The organism is Methylobacterium planeticum, from assembly GCF_008806345.1.
Lineage (GTDB): Bacteria > Pseudomonadota > Alphaproteobacteria > Rhizobiales > Beijerinckiaceae > Methylobacterium > Methylobacterium planeticum.
On the sequence record NZ_VZZJ01000007.1, the window covers coordinates 189,339 to 209,469 of the forward strand.

Genomic DNA, 20,131 nt, shown 5'->3' on the forward strand with positions numbered 1-20,131 from the left:
CACCTTGCGAATTCCGACCCCTCACCGTCCTCCGACACCCTCGAACGAGAGCCCGAGTCCATGACGACAGATCCCCAGACCACCGATCCGCGCCTGACGAACCTCGACGGCTTCCGGGTCGAGATCGACGCGGAGCGCGCGCGCGCCGACGTGATCCTCGCCCGTCCGCCCATGAACGTGATCGCGATGCCCCAGCGCGACGAGATCCGGAAGGTGTTCGAGGCCCTCGACGAGGATGCGCGCGTGCGCGTCATCGTGCTGCGCGCGGAGGGCGAGCACTTCTCCTCGGGCGGCTACATCAAGGGGTTCCTCGAGGCCTCGCCCGAGCACGTCTCGAAGCTCGCCTGGAACATCGCCGCCCCGGCCCGATGCTCCAAGCCCGTGATCGCGGCGAACCGCGGCTACACCTTCGGGGTCGGCTTCGAGATCTCGCTCGCCTGCGACTTCCGCATCGTCTCCGAGACCTGCCGCTACGCGCTTCCCGAGCAGAAGCTCGGCCAGATTCCCGGCTCCGGAGGCTCGGCCCGGCTCCAGAAGATCGTCGGCATCACCCGCACCAAGGACATCGTGATGCGCTCCAAGCGCATCCCCGGGCGTCAGGCCCTCGATTGGGGCATCGCCACCGAATGCGTGCCCGATGCCGAGCTCGAAGCCGCGGTCGATGCCCTCGTCGAGGAGCTGCGGGCCTTCTCCCCCATCGCCCAGCGCACCGCCAAGAAGCTCCTCAACGACACCGAGGATGCGAGCCTGTCGATCGCGATCGAGCTCGAGGGCCATTGTTACAGCCGGCTGCGCCAGGCGGACGATTTCCGCGAGGGCGTCGAGGCCTTCCACGAGAAGCGGGCCCCGCGCTTCACAGGATCGTAGGCGCGACGGACCGGGAGCGGCCGCCGCGCGTGGACGCCCCCGGCCGGTCGAGCCGCCAGAGCCATCCCGCATCGGCGGGCAATCAGGGTGCGCGGCCGGACAGGCCCCCCGGAGCCGGCAGCAAGACCGGCCGAAATCCACGCCCGATGCGGTCACGGCCGCGCCCGAGGGAGGAAACGCATGTCCACCGCCGCCACGCTCTCGCCCGATCCCGCCGCCCTCGCCAAGCCCACGGGCCGTCAGACTTTGACGGCCGCCATGGCGTCCCTGTTCGGCTGGGGCCTCGACCTGTTCGATCTCTTCATCCTGCTCTACGTCGCGCCCGTCGTCGGGGCGCTGTTCTTCCCCGCCGACAAGCCGATGCTCTCGCTCGCCGGCGCTTACGCCTCCTTCGCGGTCACGCTGCTGATCCGGCCGCTCGGCTCGGCCCTGTTCGGCTCCTACGCCGACCGCTTCGGCCGGCGCCGTGCCCTCATGGTGGCGGTGACCGGCGTCGGCCTGTCGACGGCGGTCTTCGGCCTCCTGCCGACGGTCGGCCAGATCGGCTGGCTCGCCACCGCGATCTTCCTCCTCTTCCGCCTCGTCCAGGGCATCTTCGTCGGCGGCGTGGTCGCGGCCTCCCACACGATCGGCACCGAATCCGTGCCCGAGCGCTGGCGCGGGCTGATGTCGGGCGCGGTCGGCGGCGGCGGCTCGGCCATCGGCGGCCTCCTCGCCTCGCTCGTCTTCTACGTCGTCTCGCTGATCGCGCCGGGCGAGGCCTTCGCCGAATGGGGCTGGCGGCTGATGTTCTTCTCGGGCCTCCTCACCTCGGTGGTCGGCCTGATCCTGTTCCGCAACCTCGAGGAATCGCCGATCTTCCGGCAATTGCAGGCGCGCAAAGCCGAGATCCGCGCGGGGGCGCCCGCGGAGGCCTCGCCGATCCGGGCCCTGTTCTCGCCGGCCAACCGGGCGAGCTTCGCGGTCTCGGTGCTGATCGCCTTCGGGGGCGGGGCGGCCTATTACCTGACGTCCGGCTACCTGCCGACCGTCCTCAAGCTCGTGAACGGCGTGCCGAACGCGAGCGCCTCGATGATCCTCGTCGGCGCCAACGTCGCGGCGGCGGTCGGGGCCTGCGGCATGGGTGAGCTGAGCCAGCACCTCGGGCGGAAGAAGTCCTTCATCCTGATGGGGGTGATCCGCCTCTTCGCCTTCCCGGCCCTGTTCCTCGCCATGGCGAACACGACGAGCCTCGCGGGGGTCGCGGCCTGCGCCTGCCTCCTCGCACTCATCGCCAACGCCAGCTACGGGCCGCTGCTGATCTTCCTGAACGAGAAGTTCCCGACCGCGGTGCGCGCCACCGGCACGGGCCTGACCTGGAATATCGGCTTCGCCCTCGGCGGCATGCTACCGACCCTGGTCTCCCTCGTGTCCGATGGCCCGAGCCAGATCCCGATGGTGCTCGCCGTCGTCACCACCGGCGTCACGCTGGTCTATCTGGTCGGCGCCTTCCTGACCGAGGAGACGCAGGGCAATCTCGACCGGGCTTGAGCGCCCCATCGCGTGCGGCGGAGCATCCCGATGACCGGCGACCCCCTCTGGACCTTCGCCTGCGCGTTCTACGGCCGGCCCGGCATCGCCGAGGCCTGCCTCGCCCTGCAGGACGAGGCGGATGTCGACGTGGCGCTCCTCCTCTACCTGATCTGGTGCGCCCAAACCGGCCGGCCGGTGGACGCGGCGGCGATCGTCCGGGCGGAGGCCCGGGCCGCCCCCTGGCGCGCGCAGGTGATCGCGCCGCTGCGGGCGGTCCGCCGGGCGATGCGCTCCGAGCTGCTGCCGGGGCAGCCGACGCAGGCGCTGCGGGAGCGGATCAAGGCGGTGGAACTCGAGGCGGAGCGCCTCGCCCTCGCGGCCCTGTCGGCCGCAGCGCCATCGCCGACGGGGCCCGCAGGTTCGGGCGGAGACGCCCTCGCGCTCTATTCCGCCCATCTCGGCCGGCCCTGGCCGGACGCGCCGCTGCAGATGCTCCGGGCGACGCTCGGCCCGGACTGAGCCCTGGTCAGGACTCCTCGGCCCGCCAGCGCCGCACCCCGTGGAAATCGATGTCGAACAGGTCGAGCACCCGCCCGAGGGTGTGGTCCACCATCTCGGCGAGGCTCTCGGGACGCGCGTAGAAGGCCGGCACCGGCGGCGCGATGATCGCGCCCATCTCGGAGAGCGCCGTCATGGTGCGCAGGTGCCCGGTATGGAGCGGCGTCTCCCGCACCATCAGGACCAGGCGTCGGCGCTCCTTCAGCGTCACGTCGGCCGCCCGCGTCAGCAACCCGGAGGTGACGCCGGTGGCGATCTCGGCCTGGCTGCGCATGGAGCAGGGCGCCACGATCATGCCGCGCGTCCGGAAGGATCCGGACGCGATCGACGCGCCGATATCGGCCTGGGCGTAGGTCCTGGCGGCCAGGGCCCGCACGTCGGCGACCTTGAGGTCGGTCTCGTGGGCGAGCGTCACCTCCGCCGACCGCGACATCACGAGGTGTGCCGGGATCGCGAGATCGCGCAGGATCTCCAGGAGACGGATGCCGTAGATCACCCCGGAGGCACCCGAGATGCCGACCACGAGGGGCAGGGCGCTCATCTTTCCTCCGGATCCGGCCGCACCCGGCGCGGCTCACTTTGCCGGAAGGTATCGGGGGGCGGGCACGCCTGTCGAATAACGTTGGCTGATCCGCGCGATCAGGCGCAGAGGGGCCTAACCGGTGATGATGTGCGCCTGCAGCGCGGCCGCCGCCGCGCTCAGCTCCTCCCCGAGGATCGCGATGAAGAGCTGCGCGGCGTTGCTCAGCGGGTTCTTCGGATGATGGATGATGACCAGCTCGCGCGCGATGCGCGGCGCCACGATGCGGTAGGCCTTGAGGGACCCGTCCGCGAGCTGTCGGCTGACGGCGATGCTCGGCAGCACGGTGAAGCTCGCCGAGCGCGCCACGAAATCCGCGATCGCCGGCGGCAGGTCGAGTTCGAGCTTCGGGCTCAGGGTGACGTCGGCCGCCCCGACGCGGCGGTCGAGTTCCAGGCGCAATCCGTGCCGGGTCGAGGGCAGGATCAGGTCGAGGGCGGCGAGATCGGCCATCCGGAGGGGCAGCGGCACGGGCAGCGGCGTGTCGCGTCCGCCGACCACCACCATCTCCTCGTCGAGGAGGGGCGCCGTGACGAGGCCGAGCCGGCGGGCGGGCCGGTTGATCACCGCGAGATCGAGGGCGCCGGTGCCGACGCCCTCGATGAAGGTGCTGGTGTAGCCGTCGGCCAGCGACAGCTCGACCTCGGGATAGGCCGCCGCGAAGCGCACCAGGACGCTCGGCACCACGCTCATCGACAGGGACGACAGGATGCCGGCCGTGACCCGCCCCGAGACCGTCTGCGAGAGGCGCGCCATGGCGGCGCGGGCCTCCGCGACGTCGCGCTGGATCGGCTGGACCAGCCGGTGCAGCGTGCGGCCGGCGGCGGTGGGCACCATCGCCTTGGGCTGGCGGTCGAACAGGCGCTGGCCGAACTCGCGCTCGAGCTTGGCGATCTGCATGCTGAGCGCGGGCTGGACCACGTTCATCCGCTGCGCCGCCCGGGTGACGCTGCCCTCCTCGAACAGGGCGACGAAGTAGGAGATCTGGCGAAGGTCCATGGACGGGGCTCGGCTCGCGTGGGCGGCGGGCGCCAGGGGATCATGCCCGGGGTGCTGCCGGCAATTCAGACCGGCTGATGCGGCCCATCAGCAATCGTTATTTTTCCAGACCGCCGGAAGGGCTTAACGCTTCCACCCGTGACGGTGCCGGTCGAGAGCGCCGCATCCGCGAGGACAGCATGAGCGAGCCCGCCCCCGTCCGTTCGCTGCGCGACTGGCTCGATCGGCTGGCCGCCACCGGCCGCCTCGCCGTGGCGCGTCCGGGCATCGGCCTCCGGCACGAGGCGGCGGCGGTGGCGAACCGGCTCGACGGGCATCGTGCCAGCCTGTTTCCGCAGCCCGGCGGCCATCCCGGAACCATCGTCTCGGGGCTCGTCTCGAGCCGAGCCTGGATGGCGGAGGCGCTCGGCACCGCGCCGGATCGCCTCGTCGCCCATTTCCAGCGCGCCGCGGCCGAGCCGCTGCCCTGGCGCGAGAGGACGTCCGCCCCCGCGCAGGCGGTGATTCACCGAGAGGGCATCGACATCCTGAGGCTCCTGCCGGTCCCGACCCTGAACGAGCACGACAGCGGCCCCTACATCTCGGCCGGCCTGATGATCTCGCGGGACCCGGAGACGGGCGTGCAGAACGTCGCGATCCTGCGCTGCCAGATCAGCGGCCCGGACCGGATCGGCGTGCTGGTGCTGCCGCGGCACACCGACAACTTCTTCCGAAAGGCTGAGGCGCAGGGACGGGGCCTCGAGGTTGCCCTGGTGGTCGGCGTCGATCCCGCCTGCCTCCTGGCCTCTCAGGCGATCGTGCCCCTCGGCCGCGACGAGTTGGAGATCGTCGGGGCTCTCACGGGCCGGCCCCTCGACGTGGTCAGGTGCCTGACGAACGACGTGCGCGTGCCGGCCGAGGCCGAGATCGTGATCGAGGGTCGGCTTCTGCCCGAGGTGCGCGAGCCCGAGGGCCCGTTCGGCGAGTTCCCGCAATATTACGGGGAGCGGGCCAGGCGCCACGTCATGCAGGTCGATGCCGTGACGCACCGGCCGAACCCGATCTTCCACATGATCGTCGGCGGCGGCCTCGAACATCTGCTCCTCGGCGCGATCCCCCGGGAGGCGACGATCCTGGCGACGCTCCAGCGCAGCTTCCCCGGGGTCGAGGACGTGCATCTCTCCCTCGGGGGCGTCGGGCGCTACCACCTCTACGTCCGCCTGCGGAAATCGCAGGAGGGCGAGGCCAAGAACGTGCTGCTCGGGGCCTTCGCGGCGCATTACGACATCAAGCACGCCGTCGTGGTCGACACGGACGTGGATATCCACGACCCGAAGGAGGTCGAGTGGGCGGTCTCGACCCGCTTCCAGGCGGACCGCGACCTCGTGGTGGTCGCGAACGCGCAGGGCTCGAAGCTCGACCCGTCCGCGCGCGACGGCGTCGGAGCCAAGATGGGCCTCGACGCCACAGCTCCCCTCGACGCGCCCCCGATGAAGTTCAAGCGCATCCGGGTCCCGGGGGAGGCCGAGGTCGATCTCGATGCGGTGCTGGCGCCCGGGACGGACTGGCGCGCGGCCGTCGGCTGAGCCGCCCGTGAGCGCCCTGCCGGAAGCGGTCGACGTGCCCGTCGTCGCCGACGCCTCGTTGATGCCGCGCCCGCCGAGCGCCAGCACCAACGTGCCGACCGTGATGATCGCGCTGACGATCGCCGACACCCTGGGACCGGTCCCGGCATGATCCGCCCGGAACCCGCCGGCTTCCTCGAACTCGACGGGGTGCAGCTGGAATACCGCTTCACCGGGCCGCTGCCGGAGGCTGCGCCGACGCTGGTCCTGCTCCACGAGGGCCTCGGCTGCGCCGCGCAATGGGGGCCGCTGCCGGAGGCGCTCGCCGCGGAGACGGGATGCGGCGTCCTCGCCTACTCGCGCCAGGGCTACGGGGCGTCGAGCCCGGTCCGCCTGCCGCGCCGCCTCGATTTCCTCGAACGGGAAGCGGAGGCGGTGCTGCCCCGCGTCCTCGACGGAATCGGGTTCCGGCGCGGCCTCCTGATCGGTCATTCGGACGGCGCCTCGATCGCCGCCCTCGCTCTGGCCGGCGGCGATCCGCGCATCCGCGGCGGCGCGCTGATCGCCCCCCATTTCTTCGTCGAGGCGGCGACGCTCGCGGGCGCGCGCCGGGCGAGGGCCGCCTACGAGGCCGGAACCCTGCGCGAGCGCCTCGCGCGCCGGCACGCCGACGTCGAGGGTGCCTTCCGCGGCTGGAACGAGGCGTGGCTGGACCCGGACCGGAGCGACTGGGACATCCGGAGCACCCTCGCGCGGTGCGGCGTCCCGCTCCTGATCCTCCAGGGCGCGGAGGACGCCTACGGCACGCGGGCCCAGATCGAGGCGGCGCAGGCGTTCTGCCCGCGCGATTGCCTCAGCGTGCGCTGGCTGCCGGGGGTCGGGCACGAGCCGCAGCGCCAGGCCTTTCCGGACACGCTCGCGGCCCTGACGGGCTTCATCGGAACCATCCTGGGGAGGCCGTGAGGCGTATCGGTCGCCCTCGCGGCCTCCGGCAACGCTCAGCCGAGGCTCGCGAGGGCCGCCGCGAGGTCGGCGACCAGATCGTCCGGATGCTCGATCCCGATCGAGACCCGGATCGTCGCGTCCGCGACGCCGAGGCGGTCGCGCACCGCCTTCGGCACGCCCGAATGGGTGGTCGAGGCCGGGTGGCTGGCAAGCGATTCGGTGCCCCCGAGGCTGACCGCGAGCTTGAACAATTGCAGCGCGTTGAGGACCCGGAACGCCTCCGCCTCGCCCCCGACCACGTCGAACGAGAAGGTCGAGCCCGGCGCCGCGCATTGCCCGGCATAGACGCGGGCCTGCGGCGAGCCCGGCGCCAGATGGGCGAGGTGGTGAAGGCGCGACACCCTCGGGTGCTCGGCCAGCATCCGGGCGACGATCTCGCCGTTGCGGTTGGCCGCGCTCATCCGCAGCGTCAGGGTCTCGAGGGAGCGCCCGAGCATCCAGCAGGAATGCGGGTCGAGCCCGGTCCCGATCGCCGAGCGCAGCATCCGCACCGGCCTGATCCGCGCCGCCGAGCCGAGGGCGGCGCCCGCGATCAGGTCCGAATGCCCGCCGACATACTTCGTCAGCGAGTAGACCGAGATGTCGACGCCGTGGCGCAGCGGGCGCTGGAAGAGCGGGCCGAGCAGGGTGTTGTCGCAGACCACCACCGGGGCCTCGCCGCCCTGGCGGGCGCCGATCTCGTCGGCGACCGCCCGGATCAGCTCCAGGTCCACCAGGGTGTTGAGCGGGTTCGAGGGCGTCTCGACCATGATGACGCTGACCCGCCCGGCCGCGGCGGCGCGGGAGGCGGCTTCGCGCACGCTCGCGGGGTCGGTCCCGTCCGCGAAGCCGAAGGGCGTGATGCCGAACCCCGCCAGGGTCCTGGCGATCAGCGTCTCGGTGCCGCCGTAGAGCGGCTGCGAGTGCAGGATCGCGTCGCCGGGCCGCGCGAAGGCCAGGATGGTGGTGGCGATGGCCGACATGCCGGAGGAGAAGACCAGCCCGGCCTCGGCCTCCTCGAACACGGCCAGCCGGTCCTCGACGATCTCGCTGTTGGGATGGTTGAACCGCGAATAGACCAGCCCCGCCGCCTCGCCCACCGGCGGCTCGCGCCGTCCCGAGACGTAGTCGAAGAAGGCCTTGCCGTGCTCGGCCGAGGTGAAGACGAAGGTCGAGGTGAGGAAGACCGGCGGCTTCACCGCGCCCTCGGACAGGGCCGGATCATAGCCGTAGCCGAGCATCAGGGTCTCGGGGTGCAGGGGCCGGTCGCCCAGCGACTTCTTGTGATAGCGATCGTCGGACATGCTGGCCTCGCTGGGATACGGCGCCAATCCGGGGCGCGGCGGCCGGGCCGCGCTCGGAATCCGGCCACCCGGACGGGGAACCATCGCACGGCCGCACCCCATTCCTGAAGGCCGCGGCCCGCCCGGTGGCTCGGGAGGGAACGCTCCGGCCCCGAGCTTCGTGTTGCCGCGCAGCCTACGATCGGGATCCGTGTCGATGCCGCCTCGCGGGCCTCTCCGCGCCACCCTCGCGCCGGCCTCCGCGCCGCGGGGATCGCTGCGGCGGAGGACGGGCTCGGGCTCGGGGCGCGAAGATCACGGCGATCCGGATGCCGCGCCTCGCGAAAGGCCCCGGCGGCGGGCCCTTCCAGATCGGGGCCGGCCAATCGCAAGGGCCCGCGCGTGCGAGCGACCTCGGCTGGCAGCACACCGCCGTAGGCGCCGACGATCCCGAGGGGGCCCCGGCCCGATCCGTCGCGGCGGGCGGCACGGCGCCGTCGGCGCCGCACTCCCTCCCGCCGAAGGAGGCGGGCCGGGCAACCGGTCCTGCTAGGCCCGGATGCCGTTCTGTCCGCTCGTCGCGTTCATCACCGATCCGACGGAGCAGCCCGAACGCGCGCGGACCGAACCGTGCCGCTGGACGCCGCCGGCGTCGTGGGACGCTACGAGCACCCGGTCGTCCCGCCGCAGGTGTCGCACTTCAGGCAGGTTCCGTTGCGCACGAGGGTGAAGTTCGCGCATTCCGGGCAGGCTTCGCCGACATAGCCCTTCATCTTCGCCTCGGCGCGCCGATCCTCGACGGTGCGGTCCGGCTTGGCGAAGGGGAGGGTGGCTGCGATCGTCTCGGCGAGGCCGGCCTCGGCCGGTGCGACCTTCAGCGCCGTGGCGCCCCGCATCGCGTGCACCACGCCGCCGGCCGGGGCGGTCTGGCCCGATGCACTGGAACCGACGCCCGCCGTCGCGCCGGCCGGGCCGCCCTGGATCAGGGTGAGGCGGTCGGCCGAGCCGCGCAGGAGGCCGCGCGAGACGACGTTGGCCACGACGGGGCTCATCGTGTCGTCGCGCTTGTCCTGGCCGACGCCGCCGCCGAGCACGGTGTTGCCGATCTCGGACGGGTCGACATGGGCGAGGTCCATGCGGGCGAGGTAGGAGATCGCGAGCTCGCGGAAGACGTAGTCGAGGATCGAGGTCGCGTTCTTGATCGCGTCGTTGCCCTGCACGAAGCCCGCGGGCTCGAAGCGGGTGAAGGTGAAGGCCTCGACATATTCCTCGAGCGGCACGCCGTACTGCAGGCCGAGCGAGATCGCGATGGCGAAGTTGTTCATCAGCGAGCGGAAGGCGGCGCCCTCCTTGTGCATGTCGATGAAGATCTCGCCGAGGCGCCCGTCATCGTACTCGCCGGTGCGCAGGTAGACCTTGTGGCCGCCCACGACCGCCTTCTGGGTGTAGCCCTTGCGGCGGTGGGGCAGCTTCTCGCGGGAGCGGATGCGCTCGACGCGCTCGATCACCCGCTCGACGATCTTCTCGGCGATCTGGGTCGCCTTGGCGGCGGCGGGGGCCTGGATCAGGGCCTCGACCGCGTCCTCGGCATCCTCGTCCTCGTCGGCGATGAGCGCCGCGTTGAGGGGCTGCGACAACTTCGAGCCGTCGCGGTAGAGCGCGTTCGCCTTGAGGGCGAGGGTCCAGGAAAGCTTGTAGGCCTCCTTGCAATCCTCGACCGTGGCGTCGTTCGGCATGTTGATGGTCTTGGAGATCGCTCCGGAAATGAAGGGCTGCGCCGCCGCCATCATGCGGATGTGGCTCTCGACCGACAGGTAGCGCTTGCCGATGCGCCCGCACGGGTTGGCGCAATCGAACACCGCGTAGTGCTCGGGCTTCAGGAACGGCGCCCCCTCGAGGGTCATCGCCCCGCAGATATGGGTGTTGGCGGCCTCGATCTCCTTGCGGCTGTAGCCGAGGAAGCCGAGCAGGTCGAAGGTCGGGTCGACGATTCTGTCGGCCGGGACCTTGAGGCCGTCGCGCAGGAACTCGTCGCCGAGCGTCCAGCGGTTGAACACGAACTTGATGTCGAAGGCCGACTTCAGGCCGCCCTCCACCAGGGCGATCTTCTCGTCGGTGAAGCCCCGGGCGCGCAGCGAGCCCGGATTGATCGCGGGTGCCTGGCCCATCGAGCCGTGGCCGACCGCGTAGGCCTCGATCTCGGCGATCTCGGAGGCGCGGTAGCCGAGGGCGTGCAGGGCGTCCGGCACGGCCCGGTTGATGATCTTGAAGTAGCCCCCGCCCGCGAGCTTCTTGAACTTCACCAGGGCGAAGTCGGGCTCGATGCCGGTGGTGTCGCAATCCATCACGAGGCCGATCGTGCCGGTGGGCGCGATCACGGTCGCCTGCGCGTTGCGGTAGCCGTGCTCCTCGCCGAGGGCGAGGGCCCGGTCCCAGGCGAGCTTGGCATGCTCGGCGATGTCGGCCTGGGGCACGTTGGCGAGGTCGAGGGGCACCGGGGTGATGCTCAGGAACTCGTAGCCGTCGGCCTCGCCATGGGCGGCGCGGCGATGGTTGCGCACCACCCGCAGCATCGCGTCGGCATTCTCGGGATATTCCGAGAAGGTGCCGAGCTCGGCCGCCATCTCGGCGGAGGTCGCGTAGGCGACGCCCGTCATGATCGCCGTGAGCGCGCCGGCGAGGGCGCGGCCCTTGTCCGAGTCGTAGGGCAGGCCCATGGTCATCAGGAGGCCGCCGATATTGGCGTAGCCGAGGCCGAGCGTCCGGTAGCGGTAGGACAGCTCGGCGATCTCCTTCGAGGGGAACTGCGCCATCATCACGGAGATCTCGAGCACCACCGTCCAGAGGCGGTTGAGATGCTCGAAGGCGGCGACGTCGAAGTGCTTGGCCTCGCGATCGTACATCGTCAGCAGGTTGGCCGAGGCCAGGTTGCAGGCGGTGTCGTCGAGGAACATGTACTCGGAGCACGGATTCGAGGCCCGGATCCGCCCGCCCGCCGGGCAGGTGTGCCAGTCGTTCATCGTGGTGTTGAAGTGGAGGCCCGGATCGGCCGACGCCCAGGCGGCCTCGCCGATCTTCTCCCAGAGGTCGCGGGCCTTGAGCGTCTTCGTCACCTTGCCGGTGGTGCGGGCCGTCAGGCGCCAGTCGGCATCCGCCTCGACCGCCCGCAGGAAGTCGTCGGTGAGCGAGACCGAGTTGTTGGAATTCTGGCCCGAGACCGTCAGGTAGGCCTCCGAATCCCAGTCGGTGTCGTAGATCGGGAATTCGATCTTGGTGAAGCCCTGCCGGGCGAACTGCATCACCCGCTTGATGTAGGCGTCCGGCACCATCGCCTTGCGGGCGGCCTTGACCTCGCGCTTGAGGGCGGGATTGCGCTCCGGGTCGAAGCAGGCGTCGCCCTCGGCCTCGCACTGGGTGCAGGCCTTCATCACGGCCTGCAGGTGCTTGGAGACGACCTTGGAGCCCGTCACCAGGGCGGCGACCTTCTGCTCCTCTTTCACCTTCCAGTCGATGTACTGCTCGATATCCGGATGGTCGATGTCGACGATGACCATCTTGGCGGCGCGGCGCGTGGTGCCGCCCGACTTGATGGCGCCGGCCGCGCGGTCGCCGATGCGCAGGAAGCTCATCAGGCCCGACGACTTGCCGCCGCCGCCGAGCTTCTCGTTCTCGCCGCGCAGGAGCGAGAAGTTCGAGCCGGTGCCCGAGCCGTACTTGAACAGGCGGGCTTCCCGCACCCACAGGTCCATGATCCCGCCGTCGTTGACGAGGTCGTCCTGCACGGACTGGATGAAGCAGGCATGCGGCTGCGGGTGCTCGTAGGCGGTGGCCGACTTCGTCAGCTCGCCCGTGCGGTCATCGCAGTAATAGTGGCCCTGGCTCGGGCCATCGATGCCGTAGGCCCAGTGCAGGCCGGTGTTGAACCATTGCGGCGAGTTCGGCGCCACCATCTGGCGGGCCAGCATGTAGCGCAGCTCGTCGAGGAAGGCGCTCGCATCCGCCTCGGAGGTGAAGTATCCGCCCTTCCAGCCCCAGTAGGTCCAGCAGCCGGCGAGGCGGTCGAACACCTGGGTCGCCGAGACCTCGGAGCCGGTGCGCTCGTCCTCGGGAAGCTCGGCGAGCGCCGCCTCGTCGGCGACCGAGCGCCAGAGGAAGCTCGGGACGTCGTTCTCCTCGACCGTCCGGAGGCGCGCCGGGACGCCCGCCTTGCGGAAGTATTTCTGCGCCAGCACGTCGCTCGCGACCTGGCTCCAGCTCTCCGGGACGTTGATGCCCTCGAGGCGGAACACCACCGAGCCGTCCGGATTGCGGATCTCGCTCAAGGCCTTGCGGAACGGGATGGCCGCGTAGGGCGACTGACCGGCCGTGGTGTAGCGACGCTCGAACCGCATGAAACACACCTCTCCCGACGGGACACGAGGGCTCGACCTGCGGCCCTGCGCAGGGGATCGAGCCTGATCACTGGAGGCGAATCCGACCGCATCGGGGAGCGGGCCGGTACGCCGGAACTTGACGCTGAGTGGCTCTCCGAGCGGCCCGACTCTCCGGGCGGCGTCTCTCGAACCGTGAGCCGAACATTAACGCTCCGGGCCCCGTCACGTCAACAACTGGTAGCCACTGGCGATGTTCCGCGCTAGATGTTGTGGTGGCGAACCAAAAGTTGTGGATATTTCCGCCGCAGCCCTAAGTGCGCTTTCGGCTTCATGGAATCCGCGCGGAAAATTTTTGCATCCACAGCGCCGTCCCCGGCGACCCGGGGGGAAGGGCGGGGCCCGCGCGAAGGAGCCTGCCGGTGACGCGAATGAGGCCCTGCGTGACGCGAAAGCGACACCGCCCGGATGACGGGCCCGCCCCCGTGATCCCAGAAGCGGCTGGACTTGGGGGCCCCCGCTCATCATAAACGCGGGCGCGCGCCGGGCTCCGGCCGCGAGCGCCCCCACGCGCGCTACGAGAGGAAGCCGATGGCTCTCAAGGACACGCTGCTTCGCATCTTCACCTGGTGGAACGGGCAGACCATGTCGCTCGCCCTCTACACGGCGCGGAGCGGCCAGTTCGTCGGGAGCGACGAACTCGGCAACAAGTATTACCGGGCCCAAGGGCCGCTGATCGATCGCTCGGTCGGCCCCGAGCGCCGCTGGGTGATCTATGACGGCTACGCCGACGCCTCAAAGGTGCCGCCGGGCTGGCGCGGCTGGCTCTGCCACGCCGTCGACGTGCCGCCGAGCGAGGAGAGCTACACCCCGCGCGAGTGGCAGAAGCCGCATGTCGAGAACCTCACGGGCACCGCGGGCGCCTACCGGCCGAAGGGCTCGCAGCTCTCCTGGGGCCAGCGCCCGGCCGCGACCGGCGATTACGTGCCCTGGACGCCGGGGGAATAGGGCGCCCGGCCCCTCCGCCCGTGCCCCTCGCCCTTTTTCCACCACCGTTCGGGTATTGAAGGCCGGATGCGCCGGTTCTCCCGCGCGCCGTCCATTCGAGAGGGGCGAGCCTTGAGCCGCATCACCGCACGAGTCTCGCGCGCCGCGCTCGGCCTTGCCGCGCTGGGCCTCTGCGCGCTCCCGGCCTCGGCCGACAAGATCAAGAACCCGACGGCCGTGTTCTCGGGCCTCGACAAGATCACCGGCCGGATCGTCTCCTTCGAGGTGGCGGTGGACGAGACGGTGCAGTTCGGCGCCCTGCAGCTGACGCCGCGCGTCTGCTACACCCGCCCCCCGACCGAGAGCGCCAAGACCACGGCCTTCCTGGAGGTCGACGAGGTGACGCTGGAGAACAAGTACCGGCGCATCTTCACGGGCTGGATGTTCGCCTCGAGCCCGGGCCTGCACGCGATCGAGCACCCGATCTACGACGTCTGGCTCGTCGATTGTAAGGGCGGCACCGACGTGACCGTGGAGGCCAAGGAGCAGGAGGACGTGCCCGCCATGGCCTCCAAGCCCGAGAAGCCGAAGCGCGGCGGGCGCGACAAGGACCCGACCCGCACCGCCCAGCAGGTCAACTCGGCCGGACAGGTCGACGTCGAGGCGCCGCGCGGCGTGCCGGTCCAGCCGCGCCAGAAGCCCTCGCGAAAATTCTTCCCGTCGAACGAGGGGCCGGCCCCGGCGCCCCCGCCGCAGCAGCCGCAATCGATCTTCGACGCGCTCTTCCGCTGAGGTCCGGCGCGGCGTGAGGGCCCGTCAGGACGTCTCCGCCGCCCCGAGCCCGAGGGCGGCCAGGGCCTCGGCGCCGGTGATGCCGGCCCGGCCCGGCCAGGCCTGCCAGTTCGCGTGTGCCGCGAGTGCGTCCGCGAGGCGCCGCTTGTAGACGTGTCGCGGCAGTTCCTCCGCGCCGAACTGGGCGAGGTGGTCGGTGACGAACTGCGTGTCCGCCAGGCGGTAGCCGCCGCGGCGCAGGCGGGCCATCAGGTGGACGAGGGCGACCTTCGAGGCGTCCCGGGCCAGGTGGAACATGCTCTCCCCGAAGAACGCCGCCCCGAGCGAGACCCCGTAGAGCCCGCCCACGATGGTCCGAGACCCGGCCTCGTAGACCTCGATCGTGTGGACGTAGCCCTGGTCGAACAGGGCGCCGTAGAGTTCGCGGATGCGGGAGTTGATCCAGGTCCGCTCGCTGTCGCGGCGGGGCGCGGCGCAGCCGGTGATCACGGCCTCGAAATCGGTGTCGCTGCGGACCTCGAACACGTCCGAGCGCACCGTGCGGGCGAGGCGCTTCGGGATGCGGAACCCGTCGAGGGGCAGCACGCCGCGGGCGCGCGGCTCGACCCAGTAGAGGGTCGGGTCGCTCGCGTCCTCCGCCATCGGGAAGATGCCGGCCGCGTAGGCTTTGAGCAGGATCTCGGGGGTGATCTCTACGCGGGCGCCGTCATGCATGGGGGGAGTCTGGCGCGGCAAGGGTCGGAAGACCAGAGCCTTGTCTGAACGAAAACGGCGGGGATCACCCCGCCGCGAGGTGCTTGCGTCGGTGGCATGACGCTCGGAACCCCGCGGGACCGCCGGCGGTGTTGCCGAGATCCGGCACCGTGCGCCGGGTCTGCTCAGCGTGGCTCCGGTGGTGTCTCGATGCGAGACCCGGCGCCGGCCGAGGATCGCCGCTCCGGCTCAGGTGTCGAGGCCGCCCTCGGCCAGGAACTTCTCCAGCCAGTGGATGTCGTAGAGCCCGTTCTGCACGTCCGCGTTGCGCACCAGGGTGCGGAACAGGGGCAGGGTGGTATCCACCCCGTCGACCACGAACTCGTCGAGGGCCCGGCGCAGCCGCATCAGGCACTCATTGCGGGTCCGTCCGTGGACGATCAGCTTGCCGATCAGAGAATCGTAGTTCGGGGGGATCCGGTAGCCCTGGAAGGCGGCCGAATCGACCCGCACCCCGAGGCCGCCCGGCGGGTGGAAATAGGTGATCAGCCCGGGGGAGGGGCGGAAGGTCGCCGGGTGCTCGGCGTTGATCCGGCACTCGATCGCGTGCCCCTCGACCCGGATGTCGCCCTGCGAGACCGAGAGCGGGCCGCCGGCCGCGACCCGGATCTGCTCGTTCACGAGATCGATGCCGGTGATCATCTCGGTGACGGGATGCTCGACCTGGATGCGGGTGTTCATCTCGATGAAGTAGAACCTGCCGTCCTCGTACAGGAACTCGATCGTGCCCGCGCCGAGATAGCTCAGTTCCTTCATGGCGTTGGAGCAGATGGCCCCGATCTCGGCCCGCATCGCCTCGTTGAGGGCCGGCGAGCCGCCTTCCTCCCAGACCTTCTGGTGCCGGCGCTGGAGCGAGCAGTCGCGCTCGGCGAGGTGCACCGCGTCGCCGCGCCCGTCGCCGAGGATCTGCACCTCGATGTGGCGCGGCTTCTCGAGATACTTCTCGAGGTAGACCGCATCGTCGCCGAAGGCGGCCTTGGCCTCGCTCCGGGCCATGCCGAGGGCCTGCTCCAGGTCCGCCTCGGAGCGCGCCACCTTCATGCCGCGCCCGCCGCCCCCGGAGGCGGCCTTGACGAGGACCGGGTAGCCGATCCCGGCGGCGATGCGCTTGGCCTCGTCCGGATCCTCGACGCCGCCCTCGGAGCCGGGGACGCAGGGGATACCGAGGCGCTTGGCGGTGCGCTTCGCCTCGATCTTGTCCCCCATAGTGCGGATATGCTCGGCCTTGGGGCCGATGAAGCCGATCTCGTGGTGGGCCAGGACCTCGGCGAAGCGGGCGTTCTCGGAGAGGAACCCGTAGCCCGGATGCACCGCGTCCGCGCCGGTGATCTCGCAGGCGGCGATGATCGACGGGATGTTCAGGTAGCTGTCGCGGGCGGCGGGCGGGCCGATGCAGACGCTCTCGTCGGCGAGGCGCACGTGCATCGCGTCGGCATCCGCCGTCGAATGGACCGCGACCGTCGCGATGCCGAGCTCCTTGGCGGCGCGCAGGATGCGGAGCGCGATCTCCCCGCGATTGGCGATCAGGATCTTGTCGAACATGCGCCGCCGCTCACTCGATCACGAGGAGGGGTTCGCCGAACTCGACCGGCTGCCCGTCCTCGATGAAGATCGCCGTCACGGTTCCGGCGCGGGGCGCGACGATCTCGTTGAAGGTCTTCATGGCCTCGACGAGGAGCAGCTTCTCGCCGCTCTCGACCCGCGACCCGACCTCGACGAACAGCTTGGCATCGGGCGAGGGGCGGCGATAGGCGGTGCCGACCATCGGCGAGAGCACGGCGCCGGGATGGGCCGCGCCGGCCTTGCCGCGGTCGAGGGCCGTGCCGGGCCCCGGCGTCGGCACGGGCGCGGGCGCCGCCACGGCGGCGACCGGGACCGGCCCGGCCACCTGCACGTTGACGGGCTCCAGCCGACGGACGACGCGGATCCGCAGATCGCCCTTCTCCACCTCGATCTCGGTCAGGCCGGTCTCGGTGACGAGGTTGGCGAGTTCGCGCACCAGCTCGGGGTCGATGGATTCGTGCTTGGGCATCGGATCAGTCTTTGGAAGCGGAGTTCGGGGTGCGGGCGGCCATCAGATGCGCGAGCGCATCGAGGCCGAGGCGGTAGCTGTGCGGGCCGAAGCCGCAGATCACGCCCGCGCAGACGGGGGCGATGAGCGAGACGTGGCGGAAGGCCTCGCGGGCGTGCACGTTCGACAGGTGCACCTCGACCGCGAGGGCGCCGCTGCCGCTGATGGCGTCGCGCAGGGCCACGGAGGTGTGGGTGTAGGCGGCGGCGTTGATCAGGACCCCCGCGCCGGCGAGGCCCGCCTCCTGCACGAAGCCGACGAGCTCGCCTTCGAGATTCGTCTGCCGGAAGGTCAGGGCGATCCCGAGGGCCTCGGCCCGGGCGCCGAGGTCGCGCTCGATGTCGGCGAGCGTCGCGGTGCCGTAGATGCCGGGCTCGCGCCGTCCGAGGAGGTTGAGGTTCGGCCCATTGAGGACGTGGATCGAGGTCATGGAACCGCGTGGTCAGGCATGTCCGCGCGGCGCGCGGACACGGAAGGTGGTGGTCTTAGAGCATTTCCGGCCGCAGGTGCACCGGCACCGGCCGAGAAAGCGCCCGGACGTCCCTCGCGCCGGCCAGCAGGGCATCGCCGCCGCATCAAGCCGGGCACAGGGCACCGCCCCGCGCCGCTCAGCAGCTCGCGTGGCCGCACTGGCGCACGTCGCTGATGGTCTTCCGGATCGGCTCGACGCCGACCGCGCCGGGAATGATCTCGTCGCCGATGATGAAGGCCGGGGTGCCCGACAAGCCGAGCTTGTCGCCGAGGCCGCGGTTCTCGGTGAGCGCCGCCTTCACCTCGGGGCCCTGCGCGTCCTTCTGCAGCTTGGCGGTGTCGAGGCCCATTTCCTTGGCGACCTGCAGCGCCTTGGCGGCGTTGACGCGGCCCTTCGATTCGAGGAGCTTCTGATGGAATTCGAAGAGCTTGTCGCCCTTCAGCTGCTGCTTGGCCGCAAGCGCGATCTGGCTCGCCTCGAGGGATTCGGGCCCAAGGACCGGGAAGTCCTTGATGACGACGCGCAGCTTCGGGTCCGACTTGATCAGGGCCTGCACGTCGGCGAGCGCCTTGCGGCAATAGCCGCAATTGTAGTCGAAGAACTCCACCATCGTGACGTCGCCCGCGGGGTTGCCGGCGATCACGTCGTGGGGGCTGCTGAGGAGCGCGGCCTGCGATTCCTTGAGGGCGGCGGCCTGCGCCAGGCGCTGCGTCTCAAGCTGGCGCTTCTCGCCCTCGGCGATCGCCTCCTGCAGCACGTCCGGGTTCTTGACGAGGTAATCCTTGATGATCGCCTCGATCGCGTGGCGCTGCGCCTCCGTGAAGGGCGCGGCAATGGGCGTCTCCGTCGCGGGTGTCGTCTGGGCGAGGGCCGGCAGGGTGCCGAGCGCGAGCGTGAGGGCCAGGATCGAGATGGAACGGGAGAGCGGCATACGTCCTCGCGGATCGCGGCGGGCCAAGGGCGGCCGCAGCGCGTGAAGGGTGACTAGCCGCTGGGTTAGGCGTTTTCGCGGCGGCAGGTCAAATCCACTCCCGGCGCCGGGCGTCGGCATGCGCGGCCGCCCGGCGCGGCCCCTGCCCGTGTTGAGGCCGGCCGGCCGAGCCGTTAACACGGCCCTCATCCCGATCGACCGATCGAGCCCCGCGGGCCCCGGCCCGCCGACAGGCGGAACTCCGATGACCCTCGCCACGTCCCGCCGCGCCGCCGCGGTGGCGCCCTTCCTCGCCATGGACGTGATGTCGGCCGCCGCGGCGCGCGAGCGGCGCGGCGAGGGGGTCGTCCACATGGAGGTCGGCCAGCCCTCGGCGCCGGCGCCGCGCCCCGTCATCGAGGCGGCGCGCCGGGCCCTGGAGACCGGCCGCGTGCCCTACACGGAGGCGCTCGGCCTCCCGGTCCTGCGCGAGCGGATCGCCCGGCATTACCGCGAGGCCTACGGGGTCGCGGTGCCGCCCGAGCGGATCGTGGTGACGACGGGCTCGTCCGCGGGCTTCGTCCTGGCCTTCATGAGCCTGTTCGATGCCGGCCAGCGCGTGGCCGTGCCCCAGCCCGGCTACCCCGCCTATCGCAGCATCCTGGCCGCCCTCGACCTCGTGTCCGCCCCGATGGTGCTGAGGCCCGAGGACCGCTTCGCGCCGACCGCGGGCTGCCTGCGCGCGACCCACGCCGCGCACGGATTGTCGGGCGTCCTCGTGATGAGCCCGGCCAACCCCTCGGGCACCGTGATCACGCCCGGGCGCCTGAGCGAGCTCTGCGCCGCCGCGCGCGACCTCGGCCTGCCATTCATCTCCGACGAGATCTACCACGGGCTGAGCTACGGCGTGCCGACCGCGACGGCGCTCCAGTTCGAGCCGGACGCGATCGTCATCAACTCGTTCTCGAAATACCATTGCATGACGGGCTGGCGCGTCGGCTGGATGGTGGTGCCCGAGGCCCTCGTCCGCGCCGTCGAGCGCCTGGCCCAGAACCTCTACATCTCCGCCCCCTACCTCTCGCAGGTCGGGGCGCTGGCGGCCTTCGAGGCGGGGGAAGAGCTCGACGCGGTCCGGGACGGCTACGCCCGCAACCGCGCGATCCTGCTCGACGCCTTCCCGGGCCTCGGCCTCGGGCGCACGCATCCGGCCGACGGCGCCTTCTATCTCTACGCCGACGTCTCGGCGCTGACGAACGACGCCGCGGACTTCTCCCGCCGCATGCTGGCCGAAGCCGGCGTCGCGGCGACGCCGGGCCTCGATTTCGACCTCGCGGAGGGCGGGCACCACATGCGCTTCTCCTTCGCCGGCTCCGAGGCCGATTGCCGGGAGGCGGTGGAGCGGCTGCGCGGGTGGCTGAAGCGCTGACGGCGGGGCGCCTCCCGAAGCGC

The 20,131-nt window shown here is 71.1% G+C and carries 18 protein-coding genes; 9 read left to right on the forward strand and 9 right to left on the reverse strand.

The window, feature by feature from the left end:
• The first annotated feature begins 60 nt into the window (after window positions 1-60).
• The 3 genes from F6X51_RS11120 (at window position 61) to F6X51_RS11130 (ending at window position 2,898) form a co-directional block, all read left to right on the forward strand.
• Entirely contained in the window at window positions 61-867 is an 807-nt protein-coding gene (locus F6X51_RS11120) for an enoyl-CoA hydratase/isomerase family protein (protein WP_150963546.1), read from the forward strand.
• A gap of 180 nt (window positions 868-1,047) precedes the next feature.
• Window positions 1,048-2,397, forward strand: a complete 1,350-nt coding sequence (locus F6X51_RS11125) for an MFS transporter (RefSeq protein ID WP_150963548.1) — start codon at window positions 1,048-1,050, stop codon at window positions 2,395-2,397.
• A 30-nt stretch (window positions 2,398-2,427) separates the two neighbouring features.
• Entirely contained in the window at window positions 2,428-2,898 is a 471-nt protein-coding gene (locus F6X51_RS11130) for a TIGR02444 family protein (RefSeq protein WP_150963550.1), read from the forward strand.
• Between the two features lie 7 nt (window positions 2,899-2,905).
• Here F6X51_RS11130 and F6X51_RS11135 read toward each other — a convergent pair whose 3' ends face one another.
• Entirely contained in the window at window positions 2,906-3,478 is a 573-nt protein-coding gene (locus F6X51_RS11135) for a UbiX family flavin prenyltransferase (protein WP_150963552.1), read from the reverse strand.
• A gap of 114 nt (window positions 3,479-3,592) precedes the next feature.
• Window positions 3,593-4,516: a LysR family transcriptional regulator gene (locus F6X51_RS11140; RefSeq protein ID WP_150963554.1), complete on the reverse strand. Its 924-nt coding sequence runs from the start codon at window positions 4,514-4,516 to the stop codon at window positions 3,593-3,595.
• A gap of 179 nt (window positions 4,517-4,695) precedes the next feature.
• Here F6X51_RS11140 and F6X51_RS11145 point away from each other — a divergent pair, with 179 nt between their 5' ends.
• Genes F6X51_RS11145 through F6X51_RS11150 form a run of 3 tightly spaced genes read left to right on the forward strand, consistent with a single transcriptional unit; the run spans window position 4,696 to window position 7,023 of the window.
• The gene (locus F6X51_RS11145) at window positions 4,696-6,081 is read left to right on the forward strand and encodes a UbiD family decarboxylase (RefSeq protein ID WP_150963556.1); all 1,386 of its coding nucleotides are present in this window, start codon (window positions 4,696-4,698) and stop codon (window positions 6,079-6,081) included.
• A gap of 7 nt (window positions 6,082-6,088) precedes the next feature.
• Window positions 6,089-6,232, forward strand: coding sequence for a hypothetical protein (locus tag F6X51_RS27830; RefSeq protein ID WP_191970080.1), 144 nt, complete (start codon window positions 6,089-6,091; stop codon window positions 6,230-6,232).
• Entirely contained in the window at window positions 6,229-7,023 is a 795-nt protein-coding gene (locus F6X51_RS11150; protein WP_150963558.1) for an alpha/beta fold hydrolase, read from the forward strand. Before F6X51_RS27830 ends, F6X51_RS11150 begins: the two co-directional genes overlap by 4 nt.
• A gap of 35 nt (window positions 7,024-7,058) precedes the next feature.
• Here the strand turns inward: F6X51_RS11150 and F6X51_RS11155 are convergent, their stop codons facing one another.
• Both F6X51_RS11155 and F6X51_RS11160 read right to left on the reverse strand, forming a co-directional pair.
• A complete protein-coding gene (locus F6X51_RS11155; RefSeq protein ID WP_150963559.1) occupies window positions 7,059-8,348 on the reverse strand; it encodes a cystathionine gamma-synthase family protein in 1,290 nt (429 codons plus the stop codon).
• Window positions 8,349-8,989: 641 nt separating this feature from the next.
• A complete protein-coding gene (locus F6X51_RS11160; RefSeq protein ID WP_150963562.1) occupies window positions 8,990-12,718 on the reverse strand; it encodes a vitamin B12-dependent ribonucleotide reductase in 3,729 nt (1,242 codons plus the stop codon).
• 570 nt (window positions 12,719-13,288) lie between these two features.
• Between F6X51_RS11160 and F6X51_RS11165 the strand changes: the two genes are divergently transcribed.
• Together F6X51_RS11165 and F6X51_RS11170 are read left to right on the forward strand one after the other, a co-directional pair.
• Window positions 13,289-13,705: an NADH:ubiquinone oxidoreductase subunit NDUFA12 gene (locus tag F6X51_RS11165; RefSeq protein ID WP_150963564.1), complete on the forward strand. Its 417-nt coding sequence runs from the start codon at window positions 13,289-13,291 to the stop codon at window positions 13,703-13,705.
• Window positions 13,706-13,816: 111 nt separating this feature from the next.
• A complete protein-coding gene (locus F6X51_RS11170) occupies window positions 13,817-14,476 on the forward strand; it encodes a DUF2155 domain-containing protein (protein ID WP_150963566.1) in 660 nt (219 codons plus the stop codon).
• 24 nt (window positions 14,477-14,500) lie between these two features.
• Here the strand turns inward: F6X51_RS11170 and aat are convergent, their stop codons facing one another.
• From aat to F6X51_RS11195, 5 genes are all read right to left on the reverse strand, one after another.
• Window positions 14,501-15,190 carry a leucyl/phenylalanyl-tRNA--protein transferase gene (gene aat, locus F6X51_RS11175; protein ID WP_150963568.1) on the reverse strand — a complete coding sequence of 230 codons (690 nt, stop codon included), beginning with the start codon at window positions 15,188-15,190 and terminating at the stop codon, window positions 14,501-14,503.
• Between the two features lie 228 nt (window positions 15,191-15,418).
• Complete coding sequence (gene accC, locus F6X51_RS11180; protein WP_150963570.1) at window positions 15,419-16,771, reverse strand: acetyl-CoA carboxylase biotin carboxylase subunit; 1,353 nt, start codon at window positions 16,769-16,771, stop codon at window positions 15,419-15,421.
• A 10-nt stretch (window positions 16,772-16,781) separates the two neighbouring features.
• A complete protein-coding gene (gene accB / locus F6X51_RS11185; RefSeq protein WP_150963572.1) occupies window positions 16,782-17,261 on the reverse strand; it encodes an acetyl-CoA carboxylase biotin carboxyl carrier protein in 480 nt (159 codons plus the stop codon).
• Window positions 17,262-17,265: 4 nt separating this feature from the next.
• Window positions 17,266-17,730 (reverse strand): type II 3-dehydroquinate dehydratase, encoded by a 465-nt coding sequence (gene aroQ / locus F6X51_RS11190; RefSeq protein WP_150963574.1) that lies wholly within the window; start codon window positions 17,728-17,730, stop codon window positions 17,266-17,268.
• Window positions 17,731-17,908: 178 nt separating this feature from the next.
• On the reverse strand, window positions 17,909-18,703 hold the full coding sequence (locus F6X51_RS11195) for a DsbA family protein (RefSeq protein ID WP_150963576.1): 795 nt from the start codon (window positions 18,701-18,703) through the stop codon (window positions 17,909-17,911).
• Window positions 18,704-18,947: 244 nt separating this feature from the next.
• Here F6X51_RS11195 and F6X51_RS11200 point away from each other — a divergent pair, with 244 nt between their 5' ends.
• On the forward strand, window positions 18,948-20,108 hold the full coding sequence (locus tag F6X51_RS11200; protein WP_150963578.1) for a pyridoxal phosphate-dependent aminotransferase: 1,161 nt from the start codon (window positions 18,948-18,950) through the stop codon (window positions 20,106-20,108).
• Window positions 20,109-20,131: the final 23 nt, after the last annotated feature.

Coding starts and splice junctions, on each gene's coding strand:
- F6X51_RS11120 (WP_150963546.1), top strand. CDS start 61: ATGACGACAGATCCCCAGACCACCGATCCGCGCCTGACGAACCTCGAC.
- F6X51_RS11125 (WP_150963548.1), top strand. CDS start 1,048: ATGTCCACCGCCGCCACGCTCTCGCCCGATCCCGCCGCCCTCGCCAAG.
- F6X51_RS11130 (WP_150963550.1), top strand. CDS start 2,428: ATGACCGGCGACCCCCTCTGGACCTTCGCCTGCGCGTTCTACGGCCGG.
- F6X51_RS11135 (WP_150963552.1), bottom strand. CDS start 3,478: ATGAGCGCCCTGCCCCTCGTGGTCGGCATCTCGGGTGCCTCCGGGGTG.
- F6X51_RS11140 (WP_150963554.1), bottom strand. CDS start 4,516: ATGGACCTTCGCCAGATCTCCTACTTCGTCGCCCTGTTCGAGGAGGGC.
- F6X51_RS11145 (WP_150963556.1), top strand. CDS start 4,696: ATGAGCGAGCCCGCCCCCGTCCGTTCGCTGCGCGACTGGCTCGATCGG.
- F6X51_RS11150 (WP_150963558.1), top strand. CDS start 6,229: ATGATCCGCCCGGAACCCGCCGGCTTCCTCGAACTCGACGGGGTGCAG.
- F6X51_RS11155 (WP_150963559.1), bottom strand. CDS start 8,348: ATGTCCGACGATCGCTATCACAAGAAGTCGCTGGGCGACCGGCCCCTG.
- F6X51_RS11160 (WP_150963562.1), bottom strand. CDS start 12,718: ATGCGGTTCGAGCGTCGCTACACCACGGCCGGTCAGTCGCCCTACGCG.
- F6X51_RS11165 (WP_150963564.1), top strand. CDS start 13,289: ATGGCTCTCAAGGACACGCTGCTTCGCATCTTCACCTGGTGGAACGGG.
- aat (WP_150963568.1), bottom strand. CDS start 15,190: ATGCATGACGGCGCCCGCGTAGAGATCACCCCCGAGATCCTGCTCAAA.
- accC (WP_150963570.1), bottom strand. CDS start 16,771: ATGTTCGACAAGATCCTGATCGCCAATCGCGGGGAGATCGCGCTCCGC.
- accB (WP_150963572.1), bottom strand. CDS start 17,261: ATGCCCAAGCACGAATCCATCGACCCCGAGCTGGTGCGCGAACTCGCC.
- aroQ (WP_150963574.1), bottom strand. CDS start 17,730: ATGACCTCGATCCACGTCCTCAATGGGCCGAACCTCAACCTCCTCGGA.
- F6X51_RS11195 (WP_150963576.1), bottom strand. CDS start 18,703: ATGCCGCTCTCCCGTTCCATCTCGATCCTGGCCCTCACGCTCGCGCTC.
- F6X51_RS11200 (WP_150963578.1), top strand. CDS start 18,948: ATGACCCTCGCCACGTCCCGCCGCGCCGCCGCGGTGGCGCCCTTCCTC.